A 25,694-nucleotide genomic window follows, 5' to 3' on the forward strand; every position below is an offset into this window, starting at 1 on the left:
CATGAACCGTCCCCGCCCCCGTCTCTCCATCGAAGGACCGAACGGGGAGCGCGAGCCCCCGGGCGGCACCGACGACGATGGGGGAGAAGTCGTGAAACCGCTGGGTGAGATGACCACCGAGGAACTCTCCGGTGCCCTGGAGGCCCTGGACGACGCGCGCCCGGAGGACACGGCGCTGAGGCTGGCGCTGTACCTGGAGCTGCGCCGGGCGGCAACGGAGGAGTGGCTCTTCGAGGAGGGCGCGAACGCCCCCGTCGAGGCCACCTGACGGGTTCGGCTCAGCCTGTCTCGCCCGCGCGCACGCGGGTGAGCCAGAGTTCGGCCTCAGCGAAGTCCGCGTCGGTGGCCGGGCGGGGGCGCATCGCCGGGGTGATCTCGGTGTCCCGGTCGCCGCGCGGGTAGCTGCCCAGGAAGCGCACGTCCCGGCAGACCCGGCGGATGCCCATGAGGGCCTCACCGACGCGCGCCTCGGCGACGTGCCCCTCGGCGTCGATGCAGAAGCAGTAGCTGCCGAGGCCGTCACCGGTGGGGCGCGACTCCAGGCGGGTGAGGTTCACACCGCGCACCGCGAACTGGTTGAGCACCTCGATGAGCGCTCCGGGGTGGTCGTCGGCGATGAAGGCCACCAGTGAGGTCCGGTCGGCGCCGGTGGGCTCGGGGAGCGCCCCGGCGCGGGACAGGTAGACGAAGCGGGTGGCGGCGTCGGGGCGGTCGCCCACCCCGGTGGCCAGTGCCCTCAGCCCGTAGCGCTCACCCGCGATGACCGCGCAGATGGCGGCGTCGTAGGGGGCTCCCGGCTCGGACACGGCGCGCGCGGCGGCGGCCGTGGAGGACACGGTGTGGGTGTCGGCCTCGGGCAGGTTGCGGGCGAGCCAGCCACGGCACTGAGCGAGGGCGTGGGGGTGGGTGGCCACCCGCTTGACGTCCTCCAGCACGGTTCCGGGCCGGACGAAGAGAGCGAACTCGACCGGGACGGCGGTCTCCCCTGTGATGAGCAGGGGCTCGCCGTCGATGAGTTCGGCGATGGTGGCGGTGACCCCGCCCTCCACCGAGTTCTCCAGCGGAACGACCCCGCCGTCCACGACCCCGGCTCGGACCGCGTCGAAGACCGCCGCCACACCGTCGCACGGGACGCGTGCCTCTTCGGTTGCTTCCGGACGCAGATCGCGCAGGGCGGCTTCGGTGAAGGTGCCCTCAGGGCCGAGGTAGGCGTAACGGTTGGGCATACTGCTCAGGCTATACGCAGCCGGTGACCCCGGGTGGTCACTTCTCCGGGCGGGGCGCCGGAGGAACGTGGGTTCCTCCGCTGCCCTCGGGCGAGGTGTCGGCGTCCTCGGCGCCGCTCTCCTTCCCCTCGGCCCCCCGCACCACCGTGACCAGGGCTTCCGCACCCTCGTCGGATTCGTCGGCGGACGGACCGGCGGGTTCGGCCGGGGTGGGGTCGGGCAGCGTGGCCCCGATCCCGTTGCCCAGGCGCGCCGAGCGGATCACCCGGTACTCCTCGGGGCTGAGCAGGTGGTCGGCCTCGCCCCGGGTGACGGCCTTGGCGTAGGTGCGGGTCTCGGTACGCCCGTTGATGGACGTGACGACCACTCCGTCACCGTGGCTGTTGAGCATGGCCAGGGAGAAGGAGCGGGCGCCCGACATCTCCTCCAGGGCGTCGTAGTGCAGGACGGCCACGTCGCGGACGGCCCTGGGGTCGGCCCCCGAGGCGTTGACCGCGAGGGCGCGTTGGGCCAGGACCTGGTACTCACTGCGGACCTGGCGGGTCCGGTACAGCGCGTACACACCGAGGGCGAGCCCGGCAAGCCCGGCGAACAGTGCGATGGATGCGATGAAGGTAGTGAACACAGCGCGAGCGTATCCCTACGCATCGCGCCCATGGGGTCACTCTTGGCGATTTTTGCGAGTAATGTGCCCGGTTTTTCGGATGTGTTCACGCCCGCCGCCGCTGCTCCTGGCCGTCACTCCCTGCCAGGTCCGGCGCAGTGTCGGCCGCAGCTCACGGGCGGTCAGGGCACGGGCGACGTCCACGAACTGGTGCGCGCGGTGCAGCTGGGCGCGCAGGTCGGTGCCGGTCGCGCGGTGCTCCAGCGGGACCTCGACCTCCATGACGCGGAAGCCCGCGTGCAGGACGTCGATGGTCAGCCCGGTCTCGACCCCGAACCCGGGGGCGAGGGGCCGCGCCGCTTCGAAGGCCGCACGGCTCATGCAGCGCTGTCCGTTCAGCGGCTGCTCGGGCTCCCACCCGGTGCTCCTGCGCACGCCCTCCCGGGCCAGGCGGACCACGAATCCGTGCCCGCCCAGTCGCAGCCGGGTGGCCGGGAACAGCGCGATGGTCATGTCCGAGGTACCCGCCAGCACCGGCTCCACCAGGGGCGCCGCGTCCTTGGCGGTCTCCCCGAGGTCGGCGTCGAGGAAGAGCAGGTGGCGCGGGGCGCGGATGGCCCCCTCCGCCGCCTCGCGCTCCTCCATCAGGCGCACACCCTCGGCGCCCGTCTCCATGGCGGCGCCCTTGCCCCGGTTGCGGCCGTGCCTGAGCACCCTGGCCCCCGCCTCGAGGGCGAGGTCCGCGGTGCGGTCGGTGGAACCGTCGTCGACCACCACGACCAGGTCGACACCCGGCAGCGTGTGGGCGGCCACGATGGTGGCGCCGATGCGGTCATCCTCGTTCTTGGCGGCGATCACCACGGCGACCGCCGCGTCCGTCGGCTCTTCGGGCCGTCCTCGTACCACGGACACCCGGCTACTGCGCCGAACCGGTTCCCGCGGCCACCGGCGACGCGTCGACGTCGGGATGGATCACGAAGACCTCGTCCAGACCGGTGACCTGGAGGACCTTCATGACCGCCGGCTTGGGCGCCACGAGCTCAAGGTCCCCGCCCCGGTCACGGGAGCGCTTCATGGCGGAGAGCAGGACGCTGATCCCCGTCGAGTCGCAGAACTCCGCCCTCGACATGTCGATGACCAGGCGCCGCGCCCCCATCTCCAGGGACTCGACGAGTTCAGTGCGCAACTGGGGTGCCGTGTACAGATCGATCTCACCGCCCACGGTTACCACTGCGACGTCATCTTGAGATCGGCTTGATATCTTCAACTCCACGGTCGTGACTGTAGCGTCCACGCCAAGGCCAGGCCACCTCGTTGGCGGCGTTTCGCTACATCGGTCACGTTCCTCCGCTCGAAACCACCGAAAGACCAGCTCAAAGCGGATCAGACCGGTGATTCCCGGGTCAGGGCAGGACACTCCAGGCGTGCTGGCCCTCGCGGACACCCAGGTCGAGTTCGACCACGTCGGCCGCGTACGACCGGGCGCACCCCTCGTCCGAGACGGGGGCGTTCGCGACGGTGTCCCCCGCTTCCTCGGCGATCTCCAGCACCGCCCAGACCGTGGTCGTCGTGGCGTCCATCTCGGTGCCCCAACGGCCGGCGAGGGACTGCACGATGCCCAGGCCGCGCCCGCCCAGACCCGAAAGCGAGGGGCGGGACACCCGGGGCATGGTGGTGGAGCCGCCGTCGCGCACCGAGATCTCCAACCAGTCAGCGGTCGGGCCGTCCGGGTCGATCTCGGCCCGCCAGCACACACCCACCGTGTCGTCGGGGAGGGCACTGGCGTGTCTGAGGGCGTTGCTGACCAGTTCGCTGAGGATCAGGGCCGCGTCGTCGATCCGGTCCGCCCTGACGTCCAGGGCGCGCAGGTCCGCGCAGAGCGCCTGTCTGGCCCCGGTGACGCTCTCGGGAACGTAGGGAAGGATGACGCTTCGCTCGACCTTCCGAGGCGCGCGGTGGCCCCCGTCGTCGTGTGCGGCGTTGTCTCCTGACACAGCTTTCGTCCCCGCGAGTTCGTGCTTCTCGGTCGGTCCGGAACTCGCCCGAAGTGTGCCAGCGAATTCCACCAGGGGTGGAAATGCCCCGATCCCCCGCAGGGGAAACCAGCCCGTGGGCGAATCCACGTGGACGATCCCGGCCACGCCCGCGTACAACTCCGACGTGACAGGGCTTGAGGGGCCGTTGAGGTTTTTGTTGTTTTCTGTGTGTCGCCGTGTCCGTTCTACGCCTTTGCCGGGGAAACCTCCGGCTCTCCCCTGCTCTTCGGCGTTTCGGACCCCAGGACGCCGAGCTCGGCGTCCTCACCACGGTGCCGGGGCAGGGTGACCCGCATCCGGGTGCCGTTCTCCATCCGGTGCGCGGTCACCTCACCGCCCTGTTCCCGCACCAGCTGGCGCACGATGTACAGGCCGATCCCGAGCCCGCTGTACCCCCGGCGGTCTCCCCGTTCACCGCTCTGGAAGAAGCGCTCGAAGATCCGTTCCTCGTCACCCGGGTCGATCCCGATGCCTTCGTCGTCCACGTGGATGGTGACGACGTCCTCGTCCTCCTGGACGGTGACCCGCACGGTCCCGCCGCTGGGTGAGAACTTCAGCGAGTTCTCCAGCAGCTGGTCGATGACCATCCCCGTGACCAGGGGGTCTCCCACTGTCCACAGGGTTCCGCCGGAGTCCAGGATCAGCTCCTGGCGCTCGGCCAGGGGACGGAAGGCCGTCACGGACTGGCCCAACAGCTCCACGAGGTCGAAGGGGACCTTGTCCACGGTCATCTCGCCGCTGGCCACGTCCGAGCCCAGTCGCAGCCGCTCCACCAGCTTGGCCAGCGAACGGGCGCGGTCGAGGATGATCTCGCTCGCCTCCTGACGACCCTCCGGGCCCAGCCGCTCACCCTTGCGGGACAGCAGCGCCGCGTACCCCTGGATCACCGTCACGGGTGTGCGCAGTTCGTGCCCGGTGCTGGCCAGGAAGAACTCCCGCTCCTCCTCCAGCGCCTTCTGTGCGGTGATGTCGCGGAAGTCCACCACCCACTCGTCGGTGTCCGGGATGCGCGCCATGAGGATCTCCAACCACCGGCCGCCCTCGTTCTTGTGCTTGACGGGCTCACCGTGCGCGGCCGGTATCGGGAACGGCGGGTGACGGCCCTCCATCTCCTCGAACGAGTAGCCGGTCAGCTCCGCGGCCGACCGGTTCCACTTGCGGACCTTGCCGGTGGAGTCCAGCACCGCGATCCCGTCCGCGCTGGAGTCCGACACCGCCTGCTCCCTGGCCCGCTGGAGCTTGAGTTCCTCGTAGGCCATCGCGTTGCCTATGGCCACCCCGGCGTGCTCCGCCAGCAGTTCCAGGAGCTCCAGCTCCACGTGCCCGACCCTGCGCTCGCTGTACAGCGCGTACAGGGCGCCGTAGGGGCGGCCCTGCACGTTGGACACGCACAGGGCGATGGTGTGCAGGCCGGGCAGGTCGGCCCAGACCAGGTCCTCCAGGCTGCGGGTGGCGCTGTTGGCCAGGAGCACGGACTTGCCGCTGCGCAGGAGCTCGCCGAACAGGCTGGACTCCAGGGGCGCGCTGACCCCGTACAGCTCCTCCGACAGGTGGGTGAGGCTGACCAGCTCCACCCGGTTCTCGTTGAGCAGGACGAACCCGCCCGCGTCGGCACCGGTCAGCTCGGTGAGGCTGCTGATGATGCGGTCCAGGACCGACTTGAGGCTGAGGTCCGCGTTGATGTCGGCGACCACGTCGGTCAGCCGTCGCACCAGGCGGGCGCGCTCCATGGCGGAGGTCTGCGCCTGGACCTCCTTCTCGCTCGGGTAGAGCACCAGCACCCACCCGGCGTGGCTCCCGCGCTCGTCGTGCACGCAACCGGTGCTGACCCGCACGTCGACGGCGGTGCCGTCCCTGCGCATGCGGCGGGTGAAGATCGTCAACGGGGTCCCGTTGCGCACCTGTTCCAGCACCGCGCCGTGCTCCGGCCGCAGTTCCTTGGGGATGATCGGCAGCTCGCCGCCGAGCACCTCGGCGGCGGGCCAGCCGAACATCCGCTCGGCCGCCGGGTTCCAGACGGTGACCCGCAGCCGGTCGTCGATGCCGATGACCGCGTCCGCCGAGGACGCCAGCACGGCTTCGGCACTGAGGGGCGCGCGGTCGGAACTCACGTCGTCATAGTGCCATTCGTGGGGCTCCGCGTGGCGGGCCTTCGCACAATCCGACCAAATTCGACGACCACCGCGTCACAGCGTGACCACTAGATGACTGTGGGCTCACCTTCGCCCTCGGCCGCCATGTCACGGGCGGCGTGCTGCCAGGCCTGCATGCCCCCGGCGACGTTGACCGCGTCCCAACCGGCCTGGTTGAGCGCCATCGTCGCCTGGGCCGAGCGTCCGCCCACCCGGCAGACCACGTAGACCTTCCGATCCTTGGGCACCTCGCCCGCGCGCTCCCCCAGCGTCCGCAGCGGGATGTGCGCGGCGCCGGGCACGTGGCCGGCCCTCCACTCGTCGTCCTCGCGGACGTCGAGAAGGTAGGCGCCCTCGGGCACGTCGTTGACGAGGACCTCGGCGACCTGCTCACCGAACATGTTGGTGACTCCCTGTGTCGGGTGTGTTCCGAAAATCGAGAAAACGGTGGAACCCGGGAACCGGGCCCTCCGTCCAACCAGTATGCGTAAGCACACCTTCGCAACGGCCCTGCCGACCCGCCTCGCCGCACTCGCAGCTCTTGGCCTGCTCCTCACGGCCTGCGGCAACGAGCCCACCGAGGTGAACGCGCCGGCTCCCGACCAGACAGCCCCCGACGAGACGACCCCCGACGAGTCCGCCGAAGTGGAACTCGTGATCGAACGCTCGCTGTCCGAAGAGGACGCCCTGACCCCTGAGGAGGGGTTCGAGGAGGACGAGTGGACGCTCACCTGTGCCCCTGCGGGCGGTGACCACCCCGACCCCGAGGCCGCGTGCGCGGAGATCGAGGCCGTCGGGACCGAACCCTTCACCCTCGACACCAGCGACGCCATGTGCACGATGCAGATCGGCGGCCCCGAGGTCGTCCGCGTCACCGGGCACGTGAACGGCACCGACATCGACACCGAGTTCAACAAGCGCGACGGTTGTGAGATCGAGCGCTTCGAAGAGGTCCACACGGTCCTCAACCCGTAGGACCACGGTCCTCGACGAGTGGAACCACGGAGGGGCGGACCCGGTCCGCCCCTCCGCGTCTACGCGTAGGGGGTGTCCCAGAAGGCCACCTCGTGGCGCATGCCCTCCAGGAAGAAGCGCTCCGCCCTCGCCGGATCGGGTCGCGCCTCCTCCAGCATGCGTCCGTACTTCCGGGTCAGATCGGTGAAGGCCGGATCGGCGTAGGTGTCGATCCACCGCTGGTACCTGGGGTCCTCCGGCCTGGCCCGGGCCAGTTCGAGCCCCAGCGTGTTGTAGCCCCACATGCACGGGTAAACGGCCGCCAGCCCGTCCCGGTAGTCGGCGGCCGCGTCCAGGAGCCAGGACGTGTAGGCCTCGCAGGCGGCGCCCTTCTCCTTGGTGTCCAGGTCCGCGCCGAACTCCCCGGACAGGGAGCGGTGCAGCTCCAGTTCCTCGGTCAGGGTGCTGTGCGCGATCCCGACCAGGTCGGCGAGGTGGCCGTCCGGCGCCTGCCAGGCGAGCCGGGAGAAGGCCCGGGCGTAGTCCAGCAGGTACAGGTGGTCCTGCTCCAGCCAGTACCGGAAGGCCCGTTCGTCGAGGTCGCCCCGGGCGATCCCGGAGACCGTCGGATGCGCGAGCTGTTCGGCGACCAGCGGCCGCCCGATGTCGTGAAGTCTCTCGATGATTCCCACGCCCGGAGTGTCCCATTCGCACGGATGGTCCCCGGAACCCGCCACCCTCGGTGTCCGCATCCGGCCCCGACCTAACGATCGAAGATCGTTAGTGGGCAGCCCGGCCCGTTGGGGCAACCCGAATCCCGTGCTCAACGGCGACCGAAAGCCGCGCCACGCCCGAAGTCCCGACAGAACTGCCAAAAACGGCAGACCGACTCCAACGGAGGACCAACCCGCACGCCTGACCAGGCACAAGGACCAGCCGTGGACCCGAGCGCCCCACCACACGGAGAGCCAGGGGACCGGCTCATCCACGGACGTGCCGGAAGCCGGACGACCGGAGGCCGAGTGGCACATCGGGGGCGCTGCGCTTCGCTCCCACAGGGCACAACGAAACGACCCCGGAAGCTGGCCTGAGGCCAACGACCAGGGTCGTCTTCGTTTGGTGCGCGAGGAGGGATTTGAACCCTCACATCCTTTCGGACACACGGACCTGAACCGTGCGCGTCTACCGTTCCGCCACCCGCGCTGGTGTGACTCATGAAGTTGTGTTGCCAGGTGATCCGGGCGTTTTGCCTGTTCCCCCTGGCGACATGAATAAGGCTAGCACGGCTTCAAGGCGGGTTGCACACCGTTTGTCGCGGGCCCGGATCAGGGCTCCCGGAGCCTCCCGACAGGGGTGCGCCTGAAACCAGGGACACCCGGGCCCGGTTACGATCGTCTACACATACGGAGTGGAGTACAAGGGAGGTACCTCGTGGGAGTGCTCCAACGCTTCGAGCGCAGGCTTGAGGGCATGATCGAAGGCACCTTCGCGATGGCCTTCAAGTCTGAGCTCCAGCCGGTCGAGGTCGCGAGCGCGGTCCAGCGTGAGATGGACGAGCGCGCGGCGATCGTCGCCCAGGGACGCACACTGGTTCCGAACGACTTCATCGTCGAGCTCTCGGCCAGTGACAAGGAGCGCCTGGAAGTCTACGCCGACAGCCTCGGCCAGGAACTGTCCAAGCTGGCCCGCGACTACGCGACCGAACAGGGCTACTCGTTCGTCGGTCCGGTGCGGGTGCAGTTCAGGTCGGACGAGGGTCTGAAGACGGGTCGCTTCCGCATCCGCTCGGGCGTCGTCCGAGGAACGATGGTCAAGGACGGAGAGGTCCGTCAGCCCGTCGGCGACCCGGGCCCGGGCGGGGGACCGCGCCAGACCGGCCGTCCCCGACTGCTGATCTCCCCCGGCGGCGCGACCGCCGAGGGCAACATCGCCAGCCAGGGCATGCAGCAGTCCTTCGAGCTGACCACACCGGTCACCCTGCTGGGGCGCGGCACCGACTGCGATCTGCGCCTGGTGGACAACGGTGTCTCACGTCACCACGTGGAGATCCGGGTCGACGGCGACGAGGTCGTCCTGGAGGACAAGGGGTCCACGAACGGGACCTTCGTCAACGGACAGCAGGTCAGGCAGGCCAGGTTGGTGGACGGGACCCGGATCAGCCTGGGCCGTACCACGATGACCTTCCGCCGGGACTGACCGCCCGGCCCCGATCCGTCGGGCGATCCGGCCGAACCGGACCGCAACCAACCGCCCCGATTCGGCGTCTGAAAGGTCGATGTCCGAGTCAGGCCTGGTATGGACCTGTGTCGGAACTCCGGCCGGGAGGGTAGTCTCCGCGATGACCTGACCGATCGGGCAGAATGGCCGCGCCCGGCTGGGCCGCGGACCAGCGACCCAGACTCACCGACTCGAAGGTGGGGCAGAAACGGTGGCGGCGCCGATGACCGCCACCCCGGCCGAAGCACGACAGGGGCTGAAGAGCAGTTCGATGTCCAACTTGACCCTCATATTGATCAAGATCGCGTACCTCGCGGTGCTTTGGCTGTTCGTCCTCATGGCGGTCGGCGTCATCCGCACGGACCTCTTCGGCCAGTCGAAGAAGAAGCCCCGGAAGAAACCTCGCCCCTCCTCGGCGCGTCCGGCCCCGCGCCGCGCGGCGTCGTCGTCCCAGGAGCGACCGCAGCGTCCCCGCCGCAACGAGCCCACGGTCCTGGCCGTGACCCAGGGCCCGTTGACGGGAACCACGGTCAACCTGTCCTCACAGCCCATCCTCATCGGCCGCGCCCCGGACTCGACACTGGTCATCACCGATGACTACGCCTCGGGCCGCCACGCGCGCGTCTACTCCGAAAACGGCCGCTGGTTCGTCGAGGACCTGAACTCCACCAACGGCACCTACCTCGGCCAGCAGAAGCTGAACCGCCCCCAGCCCATCACGGTGGGTCAGCCCATCCGTATCGGCAAAACCGTCCTGGAACTGCGCAAATGACAATCGCTCTCCGATACGCGGCGTACTCCGACGTTGGATGCCTCCGCGAAGGCAACGAAGACTCCGGCTACGCCGGCCAACACCTCCTCGCGGTAGCCGACGGCATGGGCGGTTACGCGGGCGGTGAGGTGGCCAGCTCCATCGCCATCTCGTCCATCCGCCAGCTCGACACCCAGGACGACCCCAGGGCCGAGGAGATGGCCGAGGTCCTCCAACGCGCGGTCGAGCGGGCCAACGAGTCGCTCGCCATCCGCATCCGGCAGGAACCCCAGCTGGAGAACATGGGCACGACCCTGACCGCCATGCTGTGGTCGGGCTCCCAGGCCGCCCTGATCCACATCGGCGACTCGCGCGCCTACCTGCTGCGCGGTCCGCGCTTCGAGCAGATCACCCACGACCACACTCTGGTGCAGACCCTCGTCGACGAGGGCAAGATCACCGAGGAGGAGGTCGCCACCCACCCGCAGAGGTCGCTGATCCTGCGCGCGCTGGACGGCAAGACCCCCGTCGACCCGGACATCTCCATCAGCAAGGCGAAGGTCGGCGACCGCTACCTGCTCTGCTCCGACGGCCTGTCCGGCGTGGTCAGCAAGAAGACGATCCACGAGACGCTCGTCGCCGAGACCGACCCGCGCGGGGCCGCGAAGAAGCTGATCGAGCTGGCCATCCGCGGCGGAGGCCCGGACAACATCACCGCGGTCGTCGCGGACGTCATCGAGACGGACACCGACCGCGAGGGTCCGACCAACGTCTCCCACACGGTGGGCGCGGCCGACCAGCGCGACGAGTCGACGGGGCCGAACGAGACCAGCCCCGCCAGACGGGCGCAGGAGCTGCGCGGCGCGGGCGGCGACACCGCCGAACTCGACCCGGTCCGGGAGAACGCCCAGAACCAGGACCCCGCCTACGGCGCCCCCTACGAGGAGCGGGCCTACGACACCCACGACGACTACGACGCGCCGCCCTCGCGTGGCCGGGACGCCGAGCCCGAGTACCGCACGCGCAGCTGGTGGCCGATCATCGTGGTCTTCATCGTGGTGGTGGCGCTGGTCGCGGGCGGCGGTTACTACTTCGGCCGCCAGTACGTGGAGAGCCAGTTCTACGTGGGCCTGTCCCCGAACGGCGAGACGGTCAGCGTCTACCAGGGCATCGACACCGACATCGCGGGCATCAGCCTCTCCGACGAGGTCGAGACGACCGACCTCCAGTTGGGGTCGCTCTCCGAGGCCGACCAGGAACTGGTCAGGAACACCATCACGGTCGACGACCGTGCCGACGCCACCCGCGTCGTCGGGGAGCTGGAGGAGGCCGCCGACGGCGCCGCCTCGAACGGGTCCACGACGGGCGGCGCCAACAGGGAGACCGAGACCGAGGAATCGGGGTGACCCTGTGAGTACCACCGCGCCCGAGGCGCCCACGGCACTCCCCCCGATCCAGCGCCGCAACGCGGAGCTGGTCCTGATCGGGATCACCATCCTCATCACCATGGGTGCGATGGCGATCTCGGGTCTGAACCTCAACGGCCAGGTCCCCGGCGCCATGTGGGGCTACGGCCTCATCTTCGGAGCCCTGGCCCTCGCCACCCACGTGGCACTGCGCTTCATCGCCCCCTACGCGGACCCGCTCATCCTTCCGTGCGCGCTGTTCCTCAACGGCATCGGCGTCGCGATGATCTGGCGTCTGGACGCCGCGGACTCCGGCGAGATCGAGCACGCGGGCGTCGGCATGCAGCTGATCTGGACCGCGGTCGGCATGGTGATGTGCATCGCCCTGCTGTTCTTCCTCAAGGAGCCGCGGGTCCTCCAGCGCTACACCTACATCAGCGCGCTGGCCGCTCTGATCCTCATCGCCCTCCCGATGATCCCGGGTCTGGGCGTCTCCGAGTACGGCGCCCGGCGGTGGATCGGCATCGCGGGCCGCACGATCCAGCCCTCCGAGTTCGCCAAGATCGCGCTGGTGATCTTCCTGGCGTCCTACCTGGTCACCAAACGGCAGGTACTGTCGTTGGCGGCCCGGCAGGTGAAGATCGGCCGGTTCAAGATCCTGGACCTGCCGCGCGCCCGTGACTTCATGCCGATGGTCGTCGGCTGGGTCGCGGCGATCGGTCTGCTGGTCATCACCAAGGACCTCGGCACCTCGCTGCTGCTCTTCGGCACCTTCCTGGCGATGCTGTACGTCGCCACCCAGCGCTCCTCCTGGGTGATCATCGGCCTGACCGTGTTCCTCGGGGCGGCCGCGCTCGCCTTCCAGCTCTTCTGGCACTTCCGCCAGCGCGTCGACATCTGGTTCAACGCCTTCGACCAGGAGGTCTACGACCGTCTGGGCGGCAGCATGCAGCTGGTCCAGGGCCAGATCGGCATGGCGTACGGCGGACTGTTCGGCACCGGCATGGGCGGCGGCCAGGCCCACAACATCTTCGCCGCCGACAGCGACTTCATCCTGGCCTCCCTCTCGGAGGACCTCGGGCTGACCGGCCTCATGGCGATCCTGATCGTCATCTTCATCCTGGTGGAGCGGGGCATGCGCATCGCCCTGGCCTCCCGTGAGCTGTTCGTCAAGATGCTCGCGAGCGGCCTGGCCTTCGTCATGTGCTTCCAGGTGTTCGTGGTGCTCGGCGGCCTGACCCGGCTCATCCCCCTGACCGGTATGACCACGCCCTTCATGGCCGCGGGTGGTTCCGCCCTCATGGCCAGCTGGTTGATGATCGGCCTGTTGCTCCGGATGAGCGACAACGCGCGGCGCCCGGCGCCGCAGGCCATCCAGGACGAGGGGGCCACCCAGGTGATCCAGCGATGAACACACCCATCCGACGCCTCAGCGTCTTCTCGATGATCCTGTTCGCCGCCCTGATGGTCCAGCTGACCTACATCCAGGGGTTCCAGGCCGAGGCCATCCGCGACGACCCGCTGAACGCGCGCCAGTACACCGAGCGCCTCAGCGAGCAGCGCGGACCGATCGTGATCGGTGACGAGAACGTCGCCTCCTCCACGAACATCTCGGAGGAGGGCGACCCGGCCCGCTACCAGCGCGAGTACGTCGGCGGCAGCATGTACACCCCCGTCGTCGGCTCGTTCCGCCGGTTCGGCGCCTCGGGGATCGAGTACACGGAGAACGCCCTGCTGGACGGCAGCGACGACCGTCTCGCCGTGCGCAACTTCCGCGACATCATCACCGGCCGCGAGCCCGAGGGCGCGCGGATCGAGCTGACCATCGACCCGGCTGTGCAGGAGGCCGGTTTCCGGGGCTTCGAGGCGCTGGGCAAGAACGGCTCCGCCGTGGCCCTGGACCCGAACACCGGAGCGGTCCTCGGTTCGGTCTCCTACCCGTCCTACGACGGCAACGACGTCTCCAGCATCACCGACGTCACCGAGGCCAACGAGAACTACGTGGCTCTGGAGAACGACCCCAACCAGCCGCTGCTCAACCGGGCACTGCGCGAGCGCTACCCTCCGGGTTCGACGTTCAAGATCGTGACGGCCGCCGCCGCCATCGAGCACCTGGACGCCGGTGCGGACAGCACCATGGACGCCCCGGACGTCCTGGAGCTGGGGCACTCGCTGCCCAACGCGACCCCGGGCGGCACCTGCAACGGCGGGCAGCCGGACACCCTGGCCCACTCCATCCAGATCTCCTGCAACACCTCGATGGCCAACTGGGCGATCGAGATGGGCGGGGAGGCCCTGGCGGACCAGGCCTCGGCGTTCGGCTTCTCCAAGACCCCTGACGAGCGCGACACGCTGACCGTCCCCATGGACGTCGTGCCGAGCCTGGCGCCGGTCGAGGACGACCGCAACATCCTGGGGCGCGCGGGCATCGGGCAGTCCAACGTCGAGGCGACGCCGCTCCAGATGGCCATGGTCGCCGCCGGTGTGGCCAACTCCGGCGAGGTCATGCACCCGTACCTGGTCGACTCGGTGCGCGACGCGGACCGCTCGGTGGTCACCCAGACCACCCCCGAGGTCTACAGCCAGGCGATGAGCGCCAGCACGGCGTCCACCCTGACGGACATGATGGTCCTGGTGACCGGCCCGGACGGGTCCGGCACCAACGGCGCCATCCGGGGCATCGACGTCGCGGGCAAGACCGGTACCGCCGAGACCGGCGGTGAGAGCGGAACGCACAACTGGTTCATCGGATTCGCACCCGCGGACGACCCGCAGGTCGCGGTCGCCGTGGTGATCGAGCACGGCGGCGGCAGCGGTGGCGAACTCGCCGCGCCGATCGCCCGCCAGATGATGGAGGCAGTGGTCCAGTAGTGAGCGCCTACGAGCCGTCTTCCCAGAACGGCCCCGGTGGACTGGCCGGGGCCGTTCTGAGCAACCGTTACCGCCTGGAGGAGCAGATCGGCTCCGGCGGTATGGGCACCGTGTGGCGGGCGACCGACACACTGCTCAACCGTTCCGTCGCGGTGAAGCTGCTGCACCCGGCCCAGATGGCCGAGCCGACGGCACGAGAGCGCTTCCGGACGGAGGGCCGGATCACCGCCGGCCTGTCCCACCCGGGGATCGCCCAGGTCTTCGACTACGGCGAGGAGGAGGGCCGCGCGTTCCTGATCATGGAACTCGTGGTCAGCGAGCCGCTGTCTCAGGTCCTGCGCGAGCAGGGCCAACTCAGCTCCGACCAGACCCTGGACTTCGTGTGCCAGGCGGCCAAGGCGCTCGCCGCGGCGCACGCCCGCGGTGTGGTGCACCGCGACATCAAGCCGGGCAACCTCCTGGTGACCGAGGACGGCCAGCTCAAACTGACCGACTTCGGTATCGCCCGGGGTGACACGTCGGTGACCCTGACCCAGACCGGCATGGTCATGGGCACCGCCCAGTACATCTCGCCCGAGCAGGCGTCGGGTCGGCCCGCGAGCGCCGCTTCCGATGTGTACGCGCTCGGTGTGGTGGCCTACGAGTGTCTGGCGGGGACGCCCCCGTTCACCGGGGACAGCCCGGTCGCCCTGGCGCTCGCGCACACCCGCGACGATCCGCCCGAGCTGCCCGAGTACGTTCCCGCCGACATCGACGACCTGGTCTTCTCGATGTTGCAGAAGGACCCGGAGGACCGCCCCTCCTCGGCCGGCGAGGTCGCGCACCTGGCCGCGGTCATCCGCTCCAACGCGGGCACCGGGCCGCCCACCCCCTCCACCGGTTTCCACGGCATGGCCCAGACGATGGTGGTCGGTTCCGTGTCGGACGGCGGACCCCGTACCGGACCGTCCGGAACCGTGCGGCGAACCGCCGGACAGTCAGCCGTAACCCCTGTTCAGGGCGGCGATTCGGCTAGTCTGGCCGAGGGTTCGGGGACGGAGCGACGCATCCGGGCCCCCGTGGTGTTGGCCGCGGTGGCCGCGACCATCCTGATCGTGGCCGCGGCCGTGGCGGGGTTCGTCTTCAGCCCGGACCGCGACACCCAGAATGTCAACGACAGCACGAAGCCCCCGACCTCCGAGGTCTCCCCCTCGCCCACCCCCAGTGAGGACGAGGACGAGGACGAGGAGATCGAGCCCCATGTGCCGGTGGACGACACGCCGCACTGGACGCCCGATCCCGGCGGCTGGGAGGAGACGGAGAGCCCCCTGCCCGATGAGGGCGAGGAGGAGCCGACCGTCCCCGAGGACGACGAGAGCGACGGATCCGAGGAGGATCCCGGCACCGACGAACCCGCACCCGACCCGGAGGCCCCCGGTGACGGCGAAGGCGGGGGCAACGAACCCCCGCCCGGCTCGGGCGGTGGCAACAATCCTCCGTGAAGAGGGAACGAGCCAGAGACGATCAGGGTAGGCGGCGGCCCTCGGGCGGCTTCCGGATGACACGAGGATGAGTGCACGACATGTCCCAGCCCCGGCTTCTCGGCGGCCGCTACGAACTCGACACGGTGGTCGGGCGCGGCGGCATGGCCGAGGTACACCGCGCACGCGACCTCCGGCTCGACCGGCTCGTCGCCATCAAGACGCTCCGCCACGACCTGGCACGAGACCACGTCTTCCAGGCGCGCTTCCGTAGGGAGGCGCAGTCGGCGGCGTCCCTGAACCACCCGGCGATCATCGCGGTGTACGACACCGGCGAGGACATGGTCGACGGGGTCTCCATCCCGTACATCGTCATGGAGTTCGTGGACGGGCGCACGCTCAAGGAGCTCCTGGACGACGACCGCAAGCTGCTGCCGGAGCGTTCGGCCGAGCTGGTGGACGGCATCCTCAAGGCCCTGGAGTACAGCCACGACAACGGGATCGTCCACCGGGACATCAAGCCCGCCAACGTGATGCTGACCAAGAACGCCGAAGTCAAGGTGATGGACTTCGGCATCGCCCGGTCGATGGACGACAATCAGGCGACGATGACCCAGACCTCCCAGGTCATCGGCACCGCACAGTACCTCTCCCCTGAGCAGGCGCGCGGTGAGCGTGTCGACCCCCGCAGCGACATCTACTCGACCGGCTGCGTGCTCTACGAACTGCTCACCAACCGGCCGCCGTTCACCGGCGACTCCCCCGTCTCGATCGCCTACCAGCACGTCCGTGAGGACCCGGTTCCGCCGTCCGAGCTGGACGGGCAGATCCCGGAGTGGCTGGAGGACGTCACCCTCCGCGCGATGACCAAGGACCGCGAGGAGCGGTACCAGAACGCCGCCGAGATGCGCGCGGACATCCAGCGCGGTCTGGCCGGGATGCCCACCCAGGCCGGCACCATGGCGATGGCCGCGGCCGGGGCGACCACCGCGATGCCGCCCGCTGGTGACGACCGGTACGACGACTACGACGATGACGACTACGACGACTACCGGGACGAGAAGAAGGGCGGCGGGGGCAAGGCGGCCCTGTGGACCCTGCTGGCCCTGGGCGTGATCGGCTCGATCATCCTGGTGTTCTTCCTGCTGAGCCAGAACAGCAGGGACGACGTGGCGACGATGGCCGTCCCCGACCTGGCCGGGAGCACACTGCCGGAAGCGGAGGCCCAGCTCACCGAGGACGGGTTCGAGAACTTCCGCTCCGAGCAGAGGGCCGACGACGAGGTCGAGGAGGGGACGGTCATCGAGACCGACCCCACGGCCGGATCGGAGATCGAGGCCACCACCTCCATCGTCGTCTACGTCTCCTCCGGCCCCGGGGCCGTGGAGGTCCCGAACGTGGAGAACCAGTCGGAGGCCGACGCGCTGTCGACGCTCAACGGCGCCGGCTTCGAGAACGTCACCACCGACCGCAGGGCTGACGACAGCATCGCCGAGGGCAACGCGGTGGGGACCGAGCCTGACTCGGGCACGGACGCCGACCCCTCCGAGGAGATCACGCTGATCATCTCCTCCGGCCCCGACCAGGTGGGGGTGCCCGACCTCCAGAGGATGACGCGCGAGCAGGCGGAGAACGCGCTCAGCTCCGCGGGGCTCAGCGGCGACTTCCAGGAGCAGGAGAACGGCGACGCCCCGGAGGGGACCGTCATCAGTCAGTCGCCCTCCGCCGGGCAGAACGTGAACACGGGAAGCACGGTGACCGTGACGCTGGCGGTGGCCCCGGCAGAACAGCCCACCGACCCCGAGGAGCCCACGGACCCGGGGGAGCCCACCGACCCCGGTGATCCCGACGTGCCGACCTTCCCCGACTTCCCGGGCCCGGGTGGGGACGACTTCGTCTTCCGCAGGAACTAGGACACGGTTGAGACGACGGCGGGCGGGTGCTCCGAGGAGCCCCGCCCGCCGTCGTGTGCGCTCCGCAAGCCCGAGGCGTTGGGCTATTGGAACCTTCCTCCAGTGACGTGCGCCCCACCCGACCCGTAGACTGTGTTCGTTCCGAACCGCCGCTAATCCTTGGAGCAACGACCGTGCCCAAGTCCCGCAACGACCGCAAGAAGAAGGCTGTCTACACGCCGCCTCCTTCCAAAGAGAAGCCGAAGGTCAGTCCGCGTTGGCTCGTGCCGACGATGCTGGGGTTCTTCATCCTGGGCATTCTCTGGATCGCGGTCTACTACATCGCGGGTTCCCAGGTGCCCTACATGCAGGACTGGCACAACTGGAACCTGCTGATCGGCTTCAGCGGGATCATCGTGGCCGTCATCCTGTCCACGCGCTGGCACTGACCCCCCGTCGCGCACCGCGCGGCACCCCCGACCCGAGCGGTCCGACAACGGCGCCGACGTCCCCCGTGGGCGTTCCACCAGCCTTGATCAGGTTTTCCACAGGGTTATCCACAGGCTGTGGGTAGCTCTGTTCGCATGCCCGGAAACGGAAGCGACCGACCAGCGTCCCGGGGCGGTGCGGCCCCGGTACCAGGAAGGCCCCCGGAGGAGTCGAACTCCTCCGGGGGCCTTCCTGGTACCGATCGGGTCGGCTCAGACGGACAGCACCGAGAACCAGAGCGCCGGCGCCAGGAACAGCAGCACGATCAGCAGGACCACGAAGGACGCCACGAGGACCGTGTGCGTCAGGGTCCGCCGCCCCTCCCGACCCGACGACCCGGACGGCAGGTAGGCGAAGGCCGCGCCGAGGGCGAGCCCCGCCACGAGGCCGCCGATGTGCGCCGTCCAGGAGATGCCGGGGACCAGGAACGTGATGCCCAGGTTGAGCGCCAGCAGGACCAGGATCATCCGCATGTCCAGCCGGAGGCGCCGACCGATCACGAAGACCGCCCCGAAGAGGGCGAAGATCGCGCCGGAGGCACCCACCGAGAGCTGACCGGGAGCGAAGAGCGCGCTCATGACGGACCCGGCCAAGGCGCCCGTCACCCACAGCGCGACGAACCGGCCGTGCCCGAGCCAGCGCTCCAACTGCTGCCCCAGGAGGTACATCGCGTACCCGTTGAACAGCAGGTGCATGACACCGCCGTGCAGGAACGCCGCGGTGATCAGCCGGTACCACTCGTGTTGCAGGATCGCGGCGAAGCCGTGCATCCCGAACTCGACGACCAGCGGTGACCGCCCGGCCTGGCCGACCGGGTCGGAGGTGCCCAGCTGAACGAGGAAGCCCACCGCCATCAGCGCCAGGATCGTCCAGGTCACGTAGGGCTTCTGGACGACCCGGCCGCCGAAGGTGGTCCGTGCGGACCGCACGCTCCGGTTCCCCTCCGCCACGCACTCGGGGCACTGGAACCCGACAGACGCCTCGACCATGCAGTCCGGGCAGATCGGCCGCGAGCACCGGGTGCAGCTGACGCCGGTCTCCCGACCGGAGTGCCGGTAGCAGGTACGGGGTGTTCCCGGCTCGGAGCCGGGTTCGGACGGGCTTCCTGGCGGAGGGGGATACGCGGTCATGGGTGGGTCGTCACTCCTCTGGGTCTCACCGCTGTGGTTCCCGGTCTAGCGGGTGATCTCGACGCTGTTGATCACCACGTCCTCGTGGGGACGGTCCTGCGCGTCGGTCGAGACCTTGGTGATCTCGTTGACGACGTCACTGCCCTCGACGACCTCGCCGAAGATGGTGTGACGGCCGTTGAGCCAGTACGGCTCACCGACGGTGATGAAGAACTGCGAACCGTTGGTGCCCGGGCCCGCGTTGGCCATGGCCAGCAGGAACGGACGGTCGAAGCTCAGGTCCGGGTGGATCTCGTCCCCGAACTTGTAGCCGGGGCCGCCGCGACCGGTGCCCAGCGGGTCCCCGCCCTGAATCATGAAGCCGTCGATGACGCGGTGGAAGACCGTGCCCTCGTAGAGGCTGCTGTTGGACGGCTTGCCCGTGGTGGGGTCCACCCACTGCTTGGAACCGTCGGCCAGCCCGATGAAGTTGGCGACCGTTTCCGGCGCCTGCTCCTCGAAGAGCTTGACGACGATGGTTCCCTTGGAGGTGTTCAGCCGCGCGGTGGGCTGACCCGTGGAGTCCGACACCTCAGTGCCTTTCGGTCGAGTGAGATTTACGTGCTCACGTTACCCGTCCGTCCACCGCGTTTCGCCTGAACCCGATCGGCCCTTGACGGTGTCGAAACGTAGATCACAGACGCAGAGGACGTATGTTGAGATAACACCCGGATAACGGGGAAGGACGACGGGAAGCCGCCCGGGGGGCCGCACGCGTCGGCCGCCGGGTGGAGGAACCCAACGAACCTGAGATCGATCGAAGGAGCTGACGACGTGCCTATCACTGCCAAGCGTCGCAAGGCACGCAAGGAGGCCGAGGCCAGCCTCGCCCGCTTGCAGGACCTGGCCAAGGAGCAGGCCGACCGTTTCGGCCCGTACGCAGACCAGGCGCGGGACCAGGCGGCGCTCAGGCTCCTCCAGGCGCGTGGATGGACCGCTCCTCGACTGGAGACCGCCGCGCTCCGTGTCGAGGACACTGTGGCGCCCAGGGTGGCCGGGCTGCTGACCACGGCCGCGCAGCGGATCGACCCGAAGCCGAGTCGCCGCGGGCTGCGGCTGCTCCGGCGCGGGAACCGCCGTGTGCCTCGAGGGGTGCTGATCGGTGGCGCCGCCGTGGTCGGCGGCGTGATCGTGTACTCGCTCATCCGTATGCGCCAGGCCTCACAGGACGCCGAGTGGCAGGAACACCTGGACCAGGCCCGCGAGCAGGTCCGTGAGACCCGTGAGCACCTGGAGGAGAAGGCCTCGGACGCCGCGGACACCGCGACCGAGACCGCCAAGGCCACCAAGGCCAAGGCGAAGGAGACGGTCCGCGCCGCCAAGAAGGACTGACGTCCCGGACCTGACATCCCCCTCCCGGTGAGGGCGGGGCCCCTCCGGGAGGGGCCCGCCGACCGGTCCGTTCTGTGAGCCGCGTCGAGGTATCGGCGCGGCCTCAGTCGTGTTCGGGTCAGTTGTCCTTGATCAGGCGGTAGACCAGCGGGTACTTCCAACTCCGGCCCATCAGGGCTCCGGCCGCCGCGATGATCGGCAGGATGAACCAGCCGAGGAAGATTCCGACCAGGACGAGGGCCGGTAGCACCAGCCAGACCAGCAGGAGGCTCACGATCGCGCCGACGAGGCAGAAGAGCTGGAAGTTGAGCGCCTCCATGGCCTGTCGCCGCAGGTACGGCGACAGCTCCCCGCCGATGAGCAGCAGTACCAGCGGGGCCAGGAAGGGAAGGAAGAACGCGGACAGGTGTCCCGCGGCCGCCCCGACCTTCTCCACCGGGTTGTCGGTGGTCAGCTGCGGCTCCTTCTCTCCCTTGCCCTGTTGCGGGCCCGCGGCCCCGTGGGCGTTCCCGGTCCCGCCGGGCGAGACGCTGACCCCCAGGTCGGCTGTGAGCGGCACGAGGTCGGCGCTGACCTTGGCCCGCATCGCGTGGTCGAGCCGGTCACCGAACTCGTCCTCGTCCAACTGTCCCTGCGAGTAGGCCTCGCGGAGCACTTCGGCCACGGCGTCGCGGTCGGCGTGGGTCAGCCGGATCTGCGGATCGGGAACGGCGGGGCTCTGATCCCACGGGTTCCGCCTCGGCGGCTTCTGAGGGTTCTGCACGGCCATCCCCACTCCCAGTGTGCTCGGTGAGCACGGCCGTACGAGGATGACCGCGCCCTCCTCCATGATGCGGCATCACACGCGGCGCGGGTATGGGGGGCGTCCCTGATCCTCCCCTGATCCGGTCCTCCCCCCAAGGGAGGAGACCGGCATCGACTTTGGTCGGAACGCGCCACACACCGCCGCGGTCGCCGTCACGGATGGGCGCGAGCATCCCCGTGGCCGGCCGTCATCCGTCCGGGCTCCCCTCCCAGACGGGTCTCACCTCACTGACGCGCGGCCGCGGGCACCCCGGGACGCGCCACGGGCTCCTGCTCGGTCCGATCCTCCTCGTAGCGCCGCTCGGCGCTGGTGAGCAGGTCGAACCAGCTCGTCACGTCCTTGCGCCGACGCAGCAGGGCACGGCGCTCGCGTTCGGTCATGCCTCCCCAGACACCGAACTCGATCCGACTGTCCAGCGCCTCGGCGAGGCACTGGGTACGCACCGGGCATCCCCGGCAGATGAGCTTCGCGCGGTTCTGCGCGGCACCCTGAACGAACAGGGCGTCAGGGTCGATTTCGCGGCACTTGGCTCGGGCCGCCATCTTCTCATTCCACATGTTGCCCCACTCCCAAGATCAGCATGTGTGGTGTTCGAATCCCACCGGACGGCTCAGGCCTTCCGGTGGACGAGGAACAGCGGACCGAAGCGAGGACGGTGCACGATGCCGGGCGGGGGGCCGCGCGGCTCGCCTTCGGGGGTCGTCGTTTCGGCGCGCTGTCTTTCTCGTTGTCGTTGGTGTCGAAACTACGGATCGCCGGAGTTCACCAACAGGCCCCAAGAGGCCTATTTCTCATATGGCCCACTAGGACCATTGCCTCTTCAGGAAGTGTCATCATACACACACGGAGAGTCACTGCATGTGATACAAGCACCCCTGCGCAACCACAATGAAAGGTCGGTCTCAGACCATTCCCTGAAAAGCATGATGACCTGCGACTTCACGCCATCCCAAGAGCGACTGTCCCCACTGCGACAGGCCTGCCCCAACAGGACAGGCTGTCACCGAACCCACCCGATCGGGCTATGCGGACGCCCCGGACAGACGTGCAGGGCAACCACACAGGTCCCCCAATTCACTCCCACACGAACACATACAGAACTACTGTTTAGTAACTTCGTGGAATTTTTCGCCCGACCGTTCCGGGGCACCCCAACCAATGTGACCAAAGGTCCCAGCCCCGGGATTTCGACACGAATGGCTCACGGTCCATGATTCGCGGCGGTCCACCAGGACCTGCTTCGCGGCGCCCCGATCGAACAGCGTGGTCCTGGCCCCCGCACGCGCCAACGAGAACATCACCGGCGTGTCCGCCCCCTACTGGATGACCGTGAGACGGGTCTCGGGTGTGACTCCCACCAAAAAACGAAAAAGCGGCCCTGTGCCAAGCACAGGACCGCTTCAGGGGTGGAGCCAAGGGGAGTCGAACCCCTGACCTCCGGTATGCAAAACCGGCGCTCTGCCAGCTGAGCTATGGCCCCGTCGGGCCCGGGAACTTCCAGGCCACTCCGAGAGCATACCCGCATCGTGGGGCCGCACAGCACAAAGCCGTGGGTCGCACCACGGGATTGTCGGCCCACCCACGTCTTCGTGTCACCTGGAAAGCTCTCGGCCCCTCATGAAGGCCGAAGGGCGATCAGCTCTCGCTGGCCGCGGTGGCTTCCGTCCACAGGTCGAGCTCGGCGCGGTCCGCCTGGATCTTGCGGTAGACGGCGAAAGCCCCGAGGGCCACCAGCGCCAGAACGATGATCTTCTTCACTGTCCGGACCCTTTCACTGTTGGAAAACCGGTCGTACGCACGGGCTCCCTGAACGAGAGCCCCGTGGGCAACTTTATGAGGTTGTCACCTAGCAGACTAGCAAGCCATGGCGGGCGGTCCCTGCCATGGTGGACGGATTCACACCGTCTTCTTCCGCTGATCCGCCCTGAGGGGGTTCCGTACGGTCAGGTCAACAGCGCCATCCGCCCCAGGATCCCGACCGTGGACTGGGGGGAGGCCGCGATCCGGGTGAGCTTCTCCCAGACCCTCCGGCACGAACGGAGCGACTCCTCCGCCTCGACGATCCCCCCGCCCTGCGTGGCCTCCACGTACGCGAGGTCGGCCTCGTCCTCCTCGAACTCCAGTATGGAGAAGGGGCCCGCCAACCCCGGATGGGGTCCCGCGGACGTCGGCAGCAGCTGGACCGTCACATGCGGCTCGGATGCCAGCTCGACGATCCTCCTCGTCTGCCCGCGCAACAGGCCCAGATCACCGGAGACGCGTTGAAGGGCGTCCTCCTCGACGACCGCGTGGTAGTGCCCCAGGGAGCCGGAGTCGAGAATCTCCTGGCGTTTCAGGTACGCGGCGACCATCCGCTCCGCCGCGTGGTCCCCGTGCCCCAGCCCTCGCGCCAGGGCGGCCGTGTAGTCGGGTGTCTGCAACAGATCGGGGACCAGGATGCCCGCGTAGGACCTCAACGACACGGCTCCGGCCTCGTTCCCCACGTAGGCCGACGACAGCACGTCCTCGTACTCGGTCCACCAGGGCCTCAGCCGCGACTCCCGCACCAGCGTCAGGACAGCCTCCCGCTGCCCCCCGGTGACCCCGTACAACCGCAGCAGCGCGGAGATCTCCATGACCGAGGGCCACTTGCGGATACCCGTCTCGATGTGACCCAGCTTGGCCGGCGACCACTCCAACTCCTCCGCCACGTCGTTGAGGGTCATGCCCGCCTGGACACGGCGACGTCGGAGTTCGGCGGACAGTCGCCGTCGGCGAACAGTGGGGCTAGTCATAGCACTGATCCAATGACGCAGAGTGTCGGGTATCTCAGCGAAACACGACACCTAGCATCTAGCAATGAGTTTCTAGAAAAGAGCGACCGATTCGATGCATTACGAGACGGACCTCAAAGCCAAAACCGAAGGTTTGTTACGATAAGTAACCACATCCGCCACACGAACCCACAGTTGGAAAGCGCGTACGATGCTTGAGGGCGTACCCGCACACATAGAGGAAACCCATGAGCTACCCGCTTGACGACGCAGAGCAGTTGATCGCGAACGCGGAGGCCCAGATGCCACCCAGCACCCGGTCACGCCTGATCGCGAAACTCCGCATGGGTAAGCACATCGACGACGCCGCCAAGGAGCTGGACATCAGCCCCAAGCAGGTCTTCTCGACGGCGCGAGTCCTCAAGCCCTTCGGCGAGCAGCTCGACGCCACGCTCACGAGCCAGCGCGACCCCTCACTCCCCCACGGCAGCGTCACCGGCTACAACAAGCGCTGCCGCTGCCCCGAGTGCCGCGGCGCCCTCCAACAGCGGGTCTGAACCACCCCGTCCTCTTCCGGCCACCTCCCCCACCTGCACCAACTCCCCGTTAACCCAGACTTCTCGAACCAATACGCCGAACAGAGGCTTACGGACGTGGAAGTTGGGGAGACCGCTGAACATGAACGAGCACGTGGACTGGTCGACGTTGAGCGAGGACGACTTCGTTGCGCTGCTGCGGCAGCTCATAGACACACCAGAAGCCGACGAGGACTGACCCCCTCTTCGGAGCTGCACCGCACCCACGAGCGCCCCGCCCTCCTGCGGGTACCACTTACTGCACCCCACACCGCCGTTGTGAAGCAGTGGCCCGCAGGGGGTCGAACCACGTGCTGTTGCGACCCGCACGGCACCACCCCCCTCACCCCCCAAGGGGTGCGCAGCTCCCTCACCCCCAGGGGGTGCGCTTGAAGCTCGGAGACCGCTGGTTGAACCCGCACGGCGCAAATCCCCTCAGACACAGCGGGGTACAAACGTGCACCTGTGTGCTTAGGTTCAGGCGTGCGGGTTGGCCGTAGAGCGGCAAGCGGCGCCCGGACGGCGGGGGTTTTTACCAGTGCTGGGGACACGCATCTCTAGAACACGTCAGTAGTCCTGGGGGGTGGCCCGTGTCCGTACTTGGCCCTGAACTACCAGACGTGCACCAGAGCACACATCCGCCAAGTGCGGTGCGGGCACAGCACCATCCACCCACCCCGCCCTGAATAGACCGAGAAACCCCAAGGGGTACGGTTGAACCCGCACGAGACTGCCTTTAGCTAATGGGAAAAACGGGTTGGTTCCCCGCCACAGCAACCCCCACCGTCAAGGCCTGGCACCCACACACACCCCCAGGGGTTCCAGCCCCGACACCCCATGGAAGTCGACCCGAAAACCACGACCCCCAAAACCACAATTCACAAACGCACAAACAACCCCAACAAAAAAAGGAGAGGAAGAACCCGCCCCAAAGGACAAGCCCTTCCCCTCCCTACCAAGAAAAACCGTGGCAGCGACCTACTCTCCCACCCCACAACAGGGCAGTACCATCAGCGCAAGGA

At 68.6% G+C, this 25,694-nt stretch carries 26 protein-coding genes and 2 tRNA genes; 12 read left to right on the forward strand and 16 right to left on the reverse strand.

Translation table 11 applies throughout. From position 1 onward, the window contains the following. The first annotated feature begins 1 nt into the window (after position 1). Entirely contained in the window at positions 2 to 268 is a 267-nt protein-coding gene (locus BDW27_RS24250) for a hypothetical protein (protein WP_110051924.1), read from the forward strand. A 10-nt stretch (positions 269 to 278) separates the two neighbouring features. Here BDW27_RS24250 and pheA read toward each other — a convergent pair whose 3' ends face one another. The 7 genes from pheA to BDW27_RS24285 form a co-directional block, all read right to left on the reverse strand. Further along, positions 279 to 1,226, reverse strand: a complete 948-nt coding sequence (gene pheA / locus BDW27_RS24255) for a prephenate dehydratase (RefSeq protein WP_017546645.1) — start codon at positions 1,224 to 1,226, stop codon at positions 279 to 281. Between the two features lie 37 nt (positions 1,227 to 1,263). After that, entirely contained in the window at positions 1,264 to 1,851 is a 588-nt protein-coding gene (locus BDW27_RS24260) for a DUF4446 family protein (protein WP_017546644.1), read from the reverse strand. A 36-nt stretch (positions 1,852 to 1,887) separates the two neighbouring features. Next, complete coding sequence (locus BDW27_RS24265) at positions 1,888 to 2,742, reverse strand: glycosyltransferase (protein WP_199560754.1); 855 nt, start codon at positions 2,740 to 2,742, stop codon at positions 1,888 to 1,890. Positions 2,743 to 2,746: 4 nt separating this feature from the next. Then, the gene (locus tag BDW27_RS24270) at positions 2,747 to 3,103 is read right to left on the reverse strand and encodes an STAS domain-containing protein (RefSeq protein WP_193374276.1); all 357 of its coding nucleotides are present in this window, start codon (positions 3,101 to 3,103) and stop codon (positions 2,747 to 2,749) included. Positions 3,104 to 3,233: 130 nt separating this feature from the next. Next, entirely contained in the window at positions 3,234 to 3,824 is a 591-nt protein-coding gene (locus BDW27_RS24275; RefSeq protein WP_017546641.1) for an ATP-binding protein, read from the reverse strand. A gap of 227 nt (positions 3,825 to 4,051) precedes the next feature. Continuing rightward, positions 4,052 to 5,977, reverse strand: coding sequence for a PAS domain S-box protein (locus BDW27_RS24280; protein WP_017546640.1), 1,926 nt, complete (start codon positions 5,975 to 5,977; stop codon positions 4,052 to 4,054). 89 nt (positions 5,978 to 6,066) lie between these two features. Continuing rightward, a complete protein-coding gene (locus BDW27_RS24285; protein WP_017546639.1) occupies positions 6,067 to 6,399 on the reverse strand; it encodes a rhodanese-like domain-containing protein in 333 nt (110 codons plus the stop codon). An 82-nt stretch (positions 6,400 to 6,481) separates the two neighbouring features. Here BDW27_RS24285 and BDW27_RS24290 point away from each other — a divergent pair, with 82 nt between their 5' ends. After that, the gene (locus BDW27_RS24290) at positions 6,482 to 6,973 is read left to right on the forward strand and encodes an SSI family serine proteinase inhibitor (RefSeq protein ID WP_017546638.1); all 492 of its coding nucleotides are present in this window, start codon (positions 6,482 to 6,484) and stop codon (positions 6,971 to 6,973) included. A 59-nt stretch (positions 6,974 to 7,032) separates the two neighbouring features. Here the strand turns inward: BDW27_RS24290 and BDW27_RS24295 are convergent, their stop codons facing one another. Together BDW27_RS24295 and BDW27_RS24300 are read right to left on the reverse strand one after the other, a co-directional pair. Beyond that, positions 7,033 to 7,644: a TenA family protein gene (locus BDW27_RS24295; RefSeq protein WP_017546637.1), complete on the reverse strand. Its 612-nt coding sequence runs from the start codon at positions 7,642 to 7,644 to the stop codon at positions 7,033 to 7,035. Positions 7,645 to 8,069: 425 nt separating this feature from the next. Then, a tRNA-Leu gene (locus tag BDW27_RS24300) sits at positions 8,070 to 8,155 on the reverse strand. A 234-nt stretch (positions 8,156 to 8,389) separates the two neighbouring features. Here BDW27_RS24300 and BDW27_RS24305 point away from each other — a divergent pair. From BDW27_RS24305 to BDW27_RS24340, 8 genes are all read left to right on the forward strand, one after another. Beyond that, entirely contained in the window at positions 8,390 to 9,148 is a 759-nt protein-coding gene (locus tag BDW27_RS24305; RefSeq protein WP_026129624.1) for a DUF3662 and FHA domain-containing protein, read from the forward strand. Between the two features lie 244 nt (positions 9,149 to 9,392). After that, entirely contained in the window at positions 9,393 to 9,941 is a 549-nt protein-coding gene (locus BDW27_RS24310; RefSeq protein ID WP_017546635.1) for an FHA domain-containing protein, read from the forward strand. Then, complete coding sequence (locus tag BDW27_RS24315; protein ID WP_110051926.1) at positions 9,938 to 11,326, forward strand: Stp1/IreP family PP2C-type Ser/Thr phosphatase; 1,389 nt, start codon at positions 9,938 to 9,940, stop codon at positions 11,324 to 11,326. The genes BDW27_RS24310 and BDW27_RS24315 overlap by 4 nt, the downstream gene beginning before the upstream one ends. A 4-nt stretch (positions 11,327 to 11,330) precedes the next feature. Then, on the forward strand, positions 11,331 to 12,737 hold the full coding sequence (locus tag BDW27_RS24320; RefSeq protein WP_017546633.1) for an FtsW/RodA/SpoVE family cell cycle protein: 1,407 nt from the start codon (positions 11,331 to 11,333) through the stop codon (positions 12,735 to 12,737). Continuing rightward, the gene (locus BDW27_RS24325; protein ID WP_110051927.1) at positions 12,734 to 14,197 is read left to right on the forward strand and encodes a penicillin-binding protein 2; all 1,464 of its coding nucleotides are present in this window, start codon (positions 12,734 to 12,736) and stop codon (positions 14,195 to 14,197) included. The genes BDW27_RS24320 and BDW27_RS24325 overlap by 4 nt, the downstream gene beginning before the upstream one ends. Then, positions 14,197 to 15,678 (forward strand): serine/threonine-protein kinase, encoded by a 1,482-nt coding sequence (locus tag BDW27_RS24330; protein WP_110051928.1) that lies wholly within the window; start codon positions 14,197 to 14,199, stop codon positions 15,676 to 15,678. Before BDW27_RS24325 ends, BDW27_RS24330 begins: the two co-directional genes overlap by 1 nt. 80 nt (positions 15,679 to 15,758) lie before the next feature. After that, entirely contained in the window at positions 15,759 to 17,570 is a 1,812-nt protein-coding gene (gene pknB / locus BDW27_RS24335) for a Stk1 family PASTA domain-containing Ser/Thr kinase (protein WP_110051930.1), read from the forward strand. A gap of 173 nt (positions 17,571 to 17,743) precedes the next feature. Next, positions 17,744 to 17,998 (forward strand): cell division protein CrgA, encoded by a 255-nt coding sequence (locus BDW27_RS24340; protein WP_017546629.1) that lies wholly within the window; start codon positions 17,744 to 17,746, stop codon positions 17,996 to 17,998. A 252-nt stretch (positions 17,999 to 18,250) separates the two neighbouring features. On the opposite strand, the gene BDW27_RS24345 is transcribed toward BDW27_RS24340, so the two are convergent. Both BDW27_RS24345 and BDW27_RS24350 read right to left on the reverse strand, forming a co-directional pair. Next, positions 18,251 to 18,967, reverse strand: coding sequence for a rhomboid family intramembrane serine protease (locus BDW27_RS24345; protein WP_233515913.1), 717 nt, complete (start codon positions 18,965 to 18,967; stop codon positions 18,251 to 18,253). A 246-nt stretch (positions 18,968 to 19,213) separates the two neighbouring features. After that, entirely contained in the window at positions 19,214 to 19,738 is a 525-nt protein-coding gene (locus BDW27_RS24350; RefSeq protein WP_017546627.1) for a peptidylprolyl isomerase, read from the reverse strand. A gap of 243 nt (positions 19,739 to 19,981) precedes the next feature. Here BDW27_RS24350 and BDW27_RS24355 point away from each other — a divergent pair, with 243 nt between their 5' ends. Continuing rightward, positions 19,982 to 20,539, forward strand: coding sequence for a hypothetical protein (locus BDW27_RS24355; protein WP_017546626.1), 558 nt, complete (start codon positions 19,982 to 19,984; stop codon positions 20,537 to 20,539). Positions 20,540 to 20,657: 118 nt separating this feature from the next. On the opposite strand, the gene BDW27_RS24360 is transcribed toward BDW27_RS24355, so the two are convergent. The 5 genes from BDW27_RS24360 to BDW27_RS24375 all read right to left on the reverse strand — a co-directional run bounded on the left by BDW27_RS24360 (position 20,658) and on the right by BDW27_RS24375 (position 24,118). Further along, entirely contained in the window at positions 20,658 to 21,308 is a 651-nt protein-coding gene (locus BDW27_RS24360) for a DUF1707 and DUF4870 domain-containing protein (RefSeq protein WP_110051933.1), read from the reverse strand. A 260-nt stretch (positions 21,309 to 21,568) separates the two neighbouring features. After that, entirely contained in the window at positions 21,569 to 21,901 is a 333-nt protein-coding gene (locus BDW27_RS28095; protein ID WP_026129623.1) for a WhiB family transcriptional regulator, read from the reverse strand. 850 nt (positions 21,902 to 22,751) lie between these two features. Then, positions 22,752 to 22,824, reverse strand: a tRNA-Ala gene (locus BDW27_RS24370). A 155-nt stretch (positions 22,825 to 22,979) separates the two neighbouring features. Then, positions 22,980 to 23,102: a DLW-39 family protein gene (locus BDW27_RS27910; protein ID WP_014912962.1), complete on the reverse strand. Its 123-nt coding sequence runs from the start codon at positions 23,100 to 23,102 to the stop codon at positions 22,980 to 22,982. Between the two features lie 185 nt (positions 23,103 to 23,287). Next, on the reverse strand, positions 23,288 to 24,118 hold the full coding sequence (locus tag BDW27_RS24375) for a helix-turn-helix transcriptional regulator (protein ID WP_083927607.1): 831 nt from the start codon (positions 24,116 to 24,118) through the stop codon (positions 23,288 to 23,290). Positions 24,119 to 24,345: 227 nt separating this feature from the next. On the opposite strand from BDW27_RS24375, the gene BDW27_RS24380 reads away from it, so the two are divergent. Beyond that, positions 24,346 to 24,654: a hypothetical protein gene (locus BDW27_RS24380; RefSeq protein ID WP_017546622.1), complete on the forward strand. Its 309-nt coding sequence runs from the start codon at positions 24,346 to 24,348 to the stop codon at positions 24,652 to 24,654. Positions 24,655 to 25,694: the final 1,040 nt, after the last annotated feature.

Origin of the sequence: Nocardiopsis sp. L17-MgMaSL7 (genome assembly GCF_003182025.1) — a bacterium.
GTDB classification, from domain to species: domain Bacteria; phylum Actinomycetota; class Actinomycetes; order Streptosporangiales; family Streptosporangiaceae; genus Nocardiopsis; species Nocardiopsis prasina.

What these genes read in the sequence shown, in the direction of transcription:
- BDW27_RS24250 (WP_110051924.1), top strand. Translation starts at nt 2, where the DNA reads ATGAACCGTCCCCGCCCCCGTCTCTCCATCGAAGGACCGAACGGGGAG.
- pheA (WP_017546645.1), bottom strand. Translation starts at nt 1,226, where the DNA reads ATGCCCAACCGTTACGCCTACCTCGGCCCTGAGGGCACCTTCACCGAA.
- BDW27_RS24285 (WP_017546639.1), bottom strand. Translation starts at nt 6,399, where the DNA reads ATGTTCGGTGAGCAGGTCGCCGAGGTCCTCGTCAACGACGTGCCCGAG.
- BDW27_RS24290 (WP_017546638.1), top strand. Translation starts at nt 6,482, where the DNA reads ATGCGTAAGCACACCTTCGCAACGGCCCTGCCGACCCGCCTCGCCGCA.
- BDW27_RS24310 (WP_017546635.1), top strand. Translation starts at nt 9,393, where the DNA reads ATGACCGCCACCCCGGCCGAAGCACGACAGGGGCTGAAGAGCAGTTCG.
- BDW27_RS24315 (WP_110051926.1), top strand. Translation starts at nt 9,938, where the DNA reads ATGACAATCGCTCTCCGATACGCGGCGTACTCCGACGTTGGATGCCTC.
- BDW27_RS24325 (WP_110051927.1), top strand. Translation starts at nt 12,734, where the DNA reads ATGAACACACCCATCCGACGCCTCAGCGTCTTCTCGATGATCCTGTTC.
- pknB (WP_110051930.1), top strand. Translation starts at nt 15,759, where the DNA reads ATGTCCCAGCCCCGGCTTCTCGGCGGCCGCTACGAACTCGACACGGTG.
- BDW27_RS24360 (WP_110051933.1), bottom strand. Translation starts at nt 21,308, where the DNA reads ATGGCCGTGCAGAACCCTCAGAAGCCGCCGAGGCGGAACCCGTGGGAT.
- BDW27_RS28095 (WP_026129623.1), bottom strand. Translation starts at nt 21,901, where the DNA reads ATGTGGAATGAGAAGATGGCGGCCCGAGCCAAGTGCCGCGAAATCGAC.
- BDW27_RS24375 (WP_083927607.1), bottom strand. Translation starts at nt 24,118, where the DNA reads ATGACTAGCCCCACTGTTCGCCGACGGCGACTGTCCGCCGAACTCCGA.
- BDW27_RS24380 (WP_017546622.1), top strand. Translation starts at nt 24,346, where the DNA reads ATGAGCTACCCGCTTGACGACGCAGAGCAGTTGATCGCGAACGCGGAG.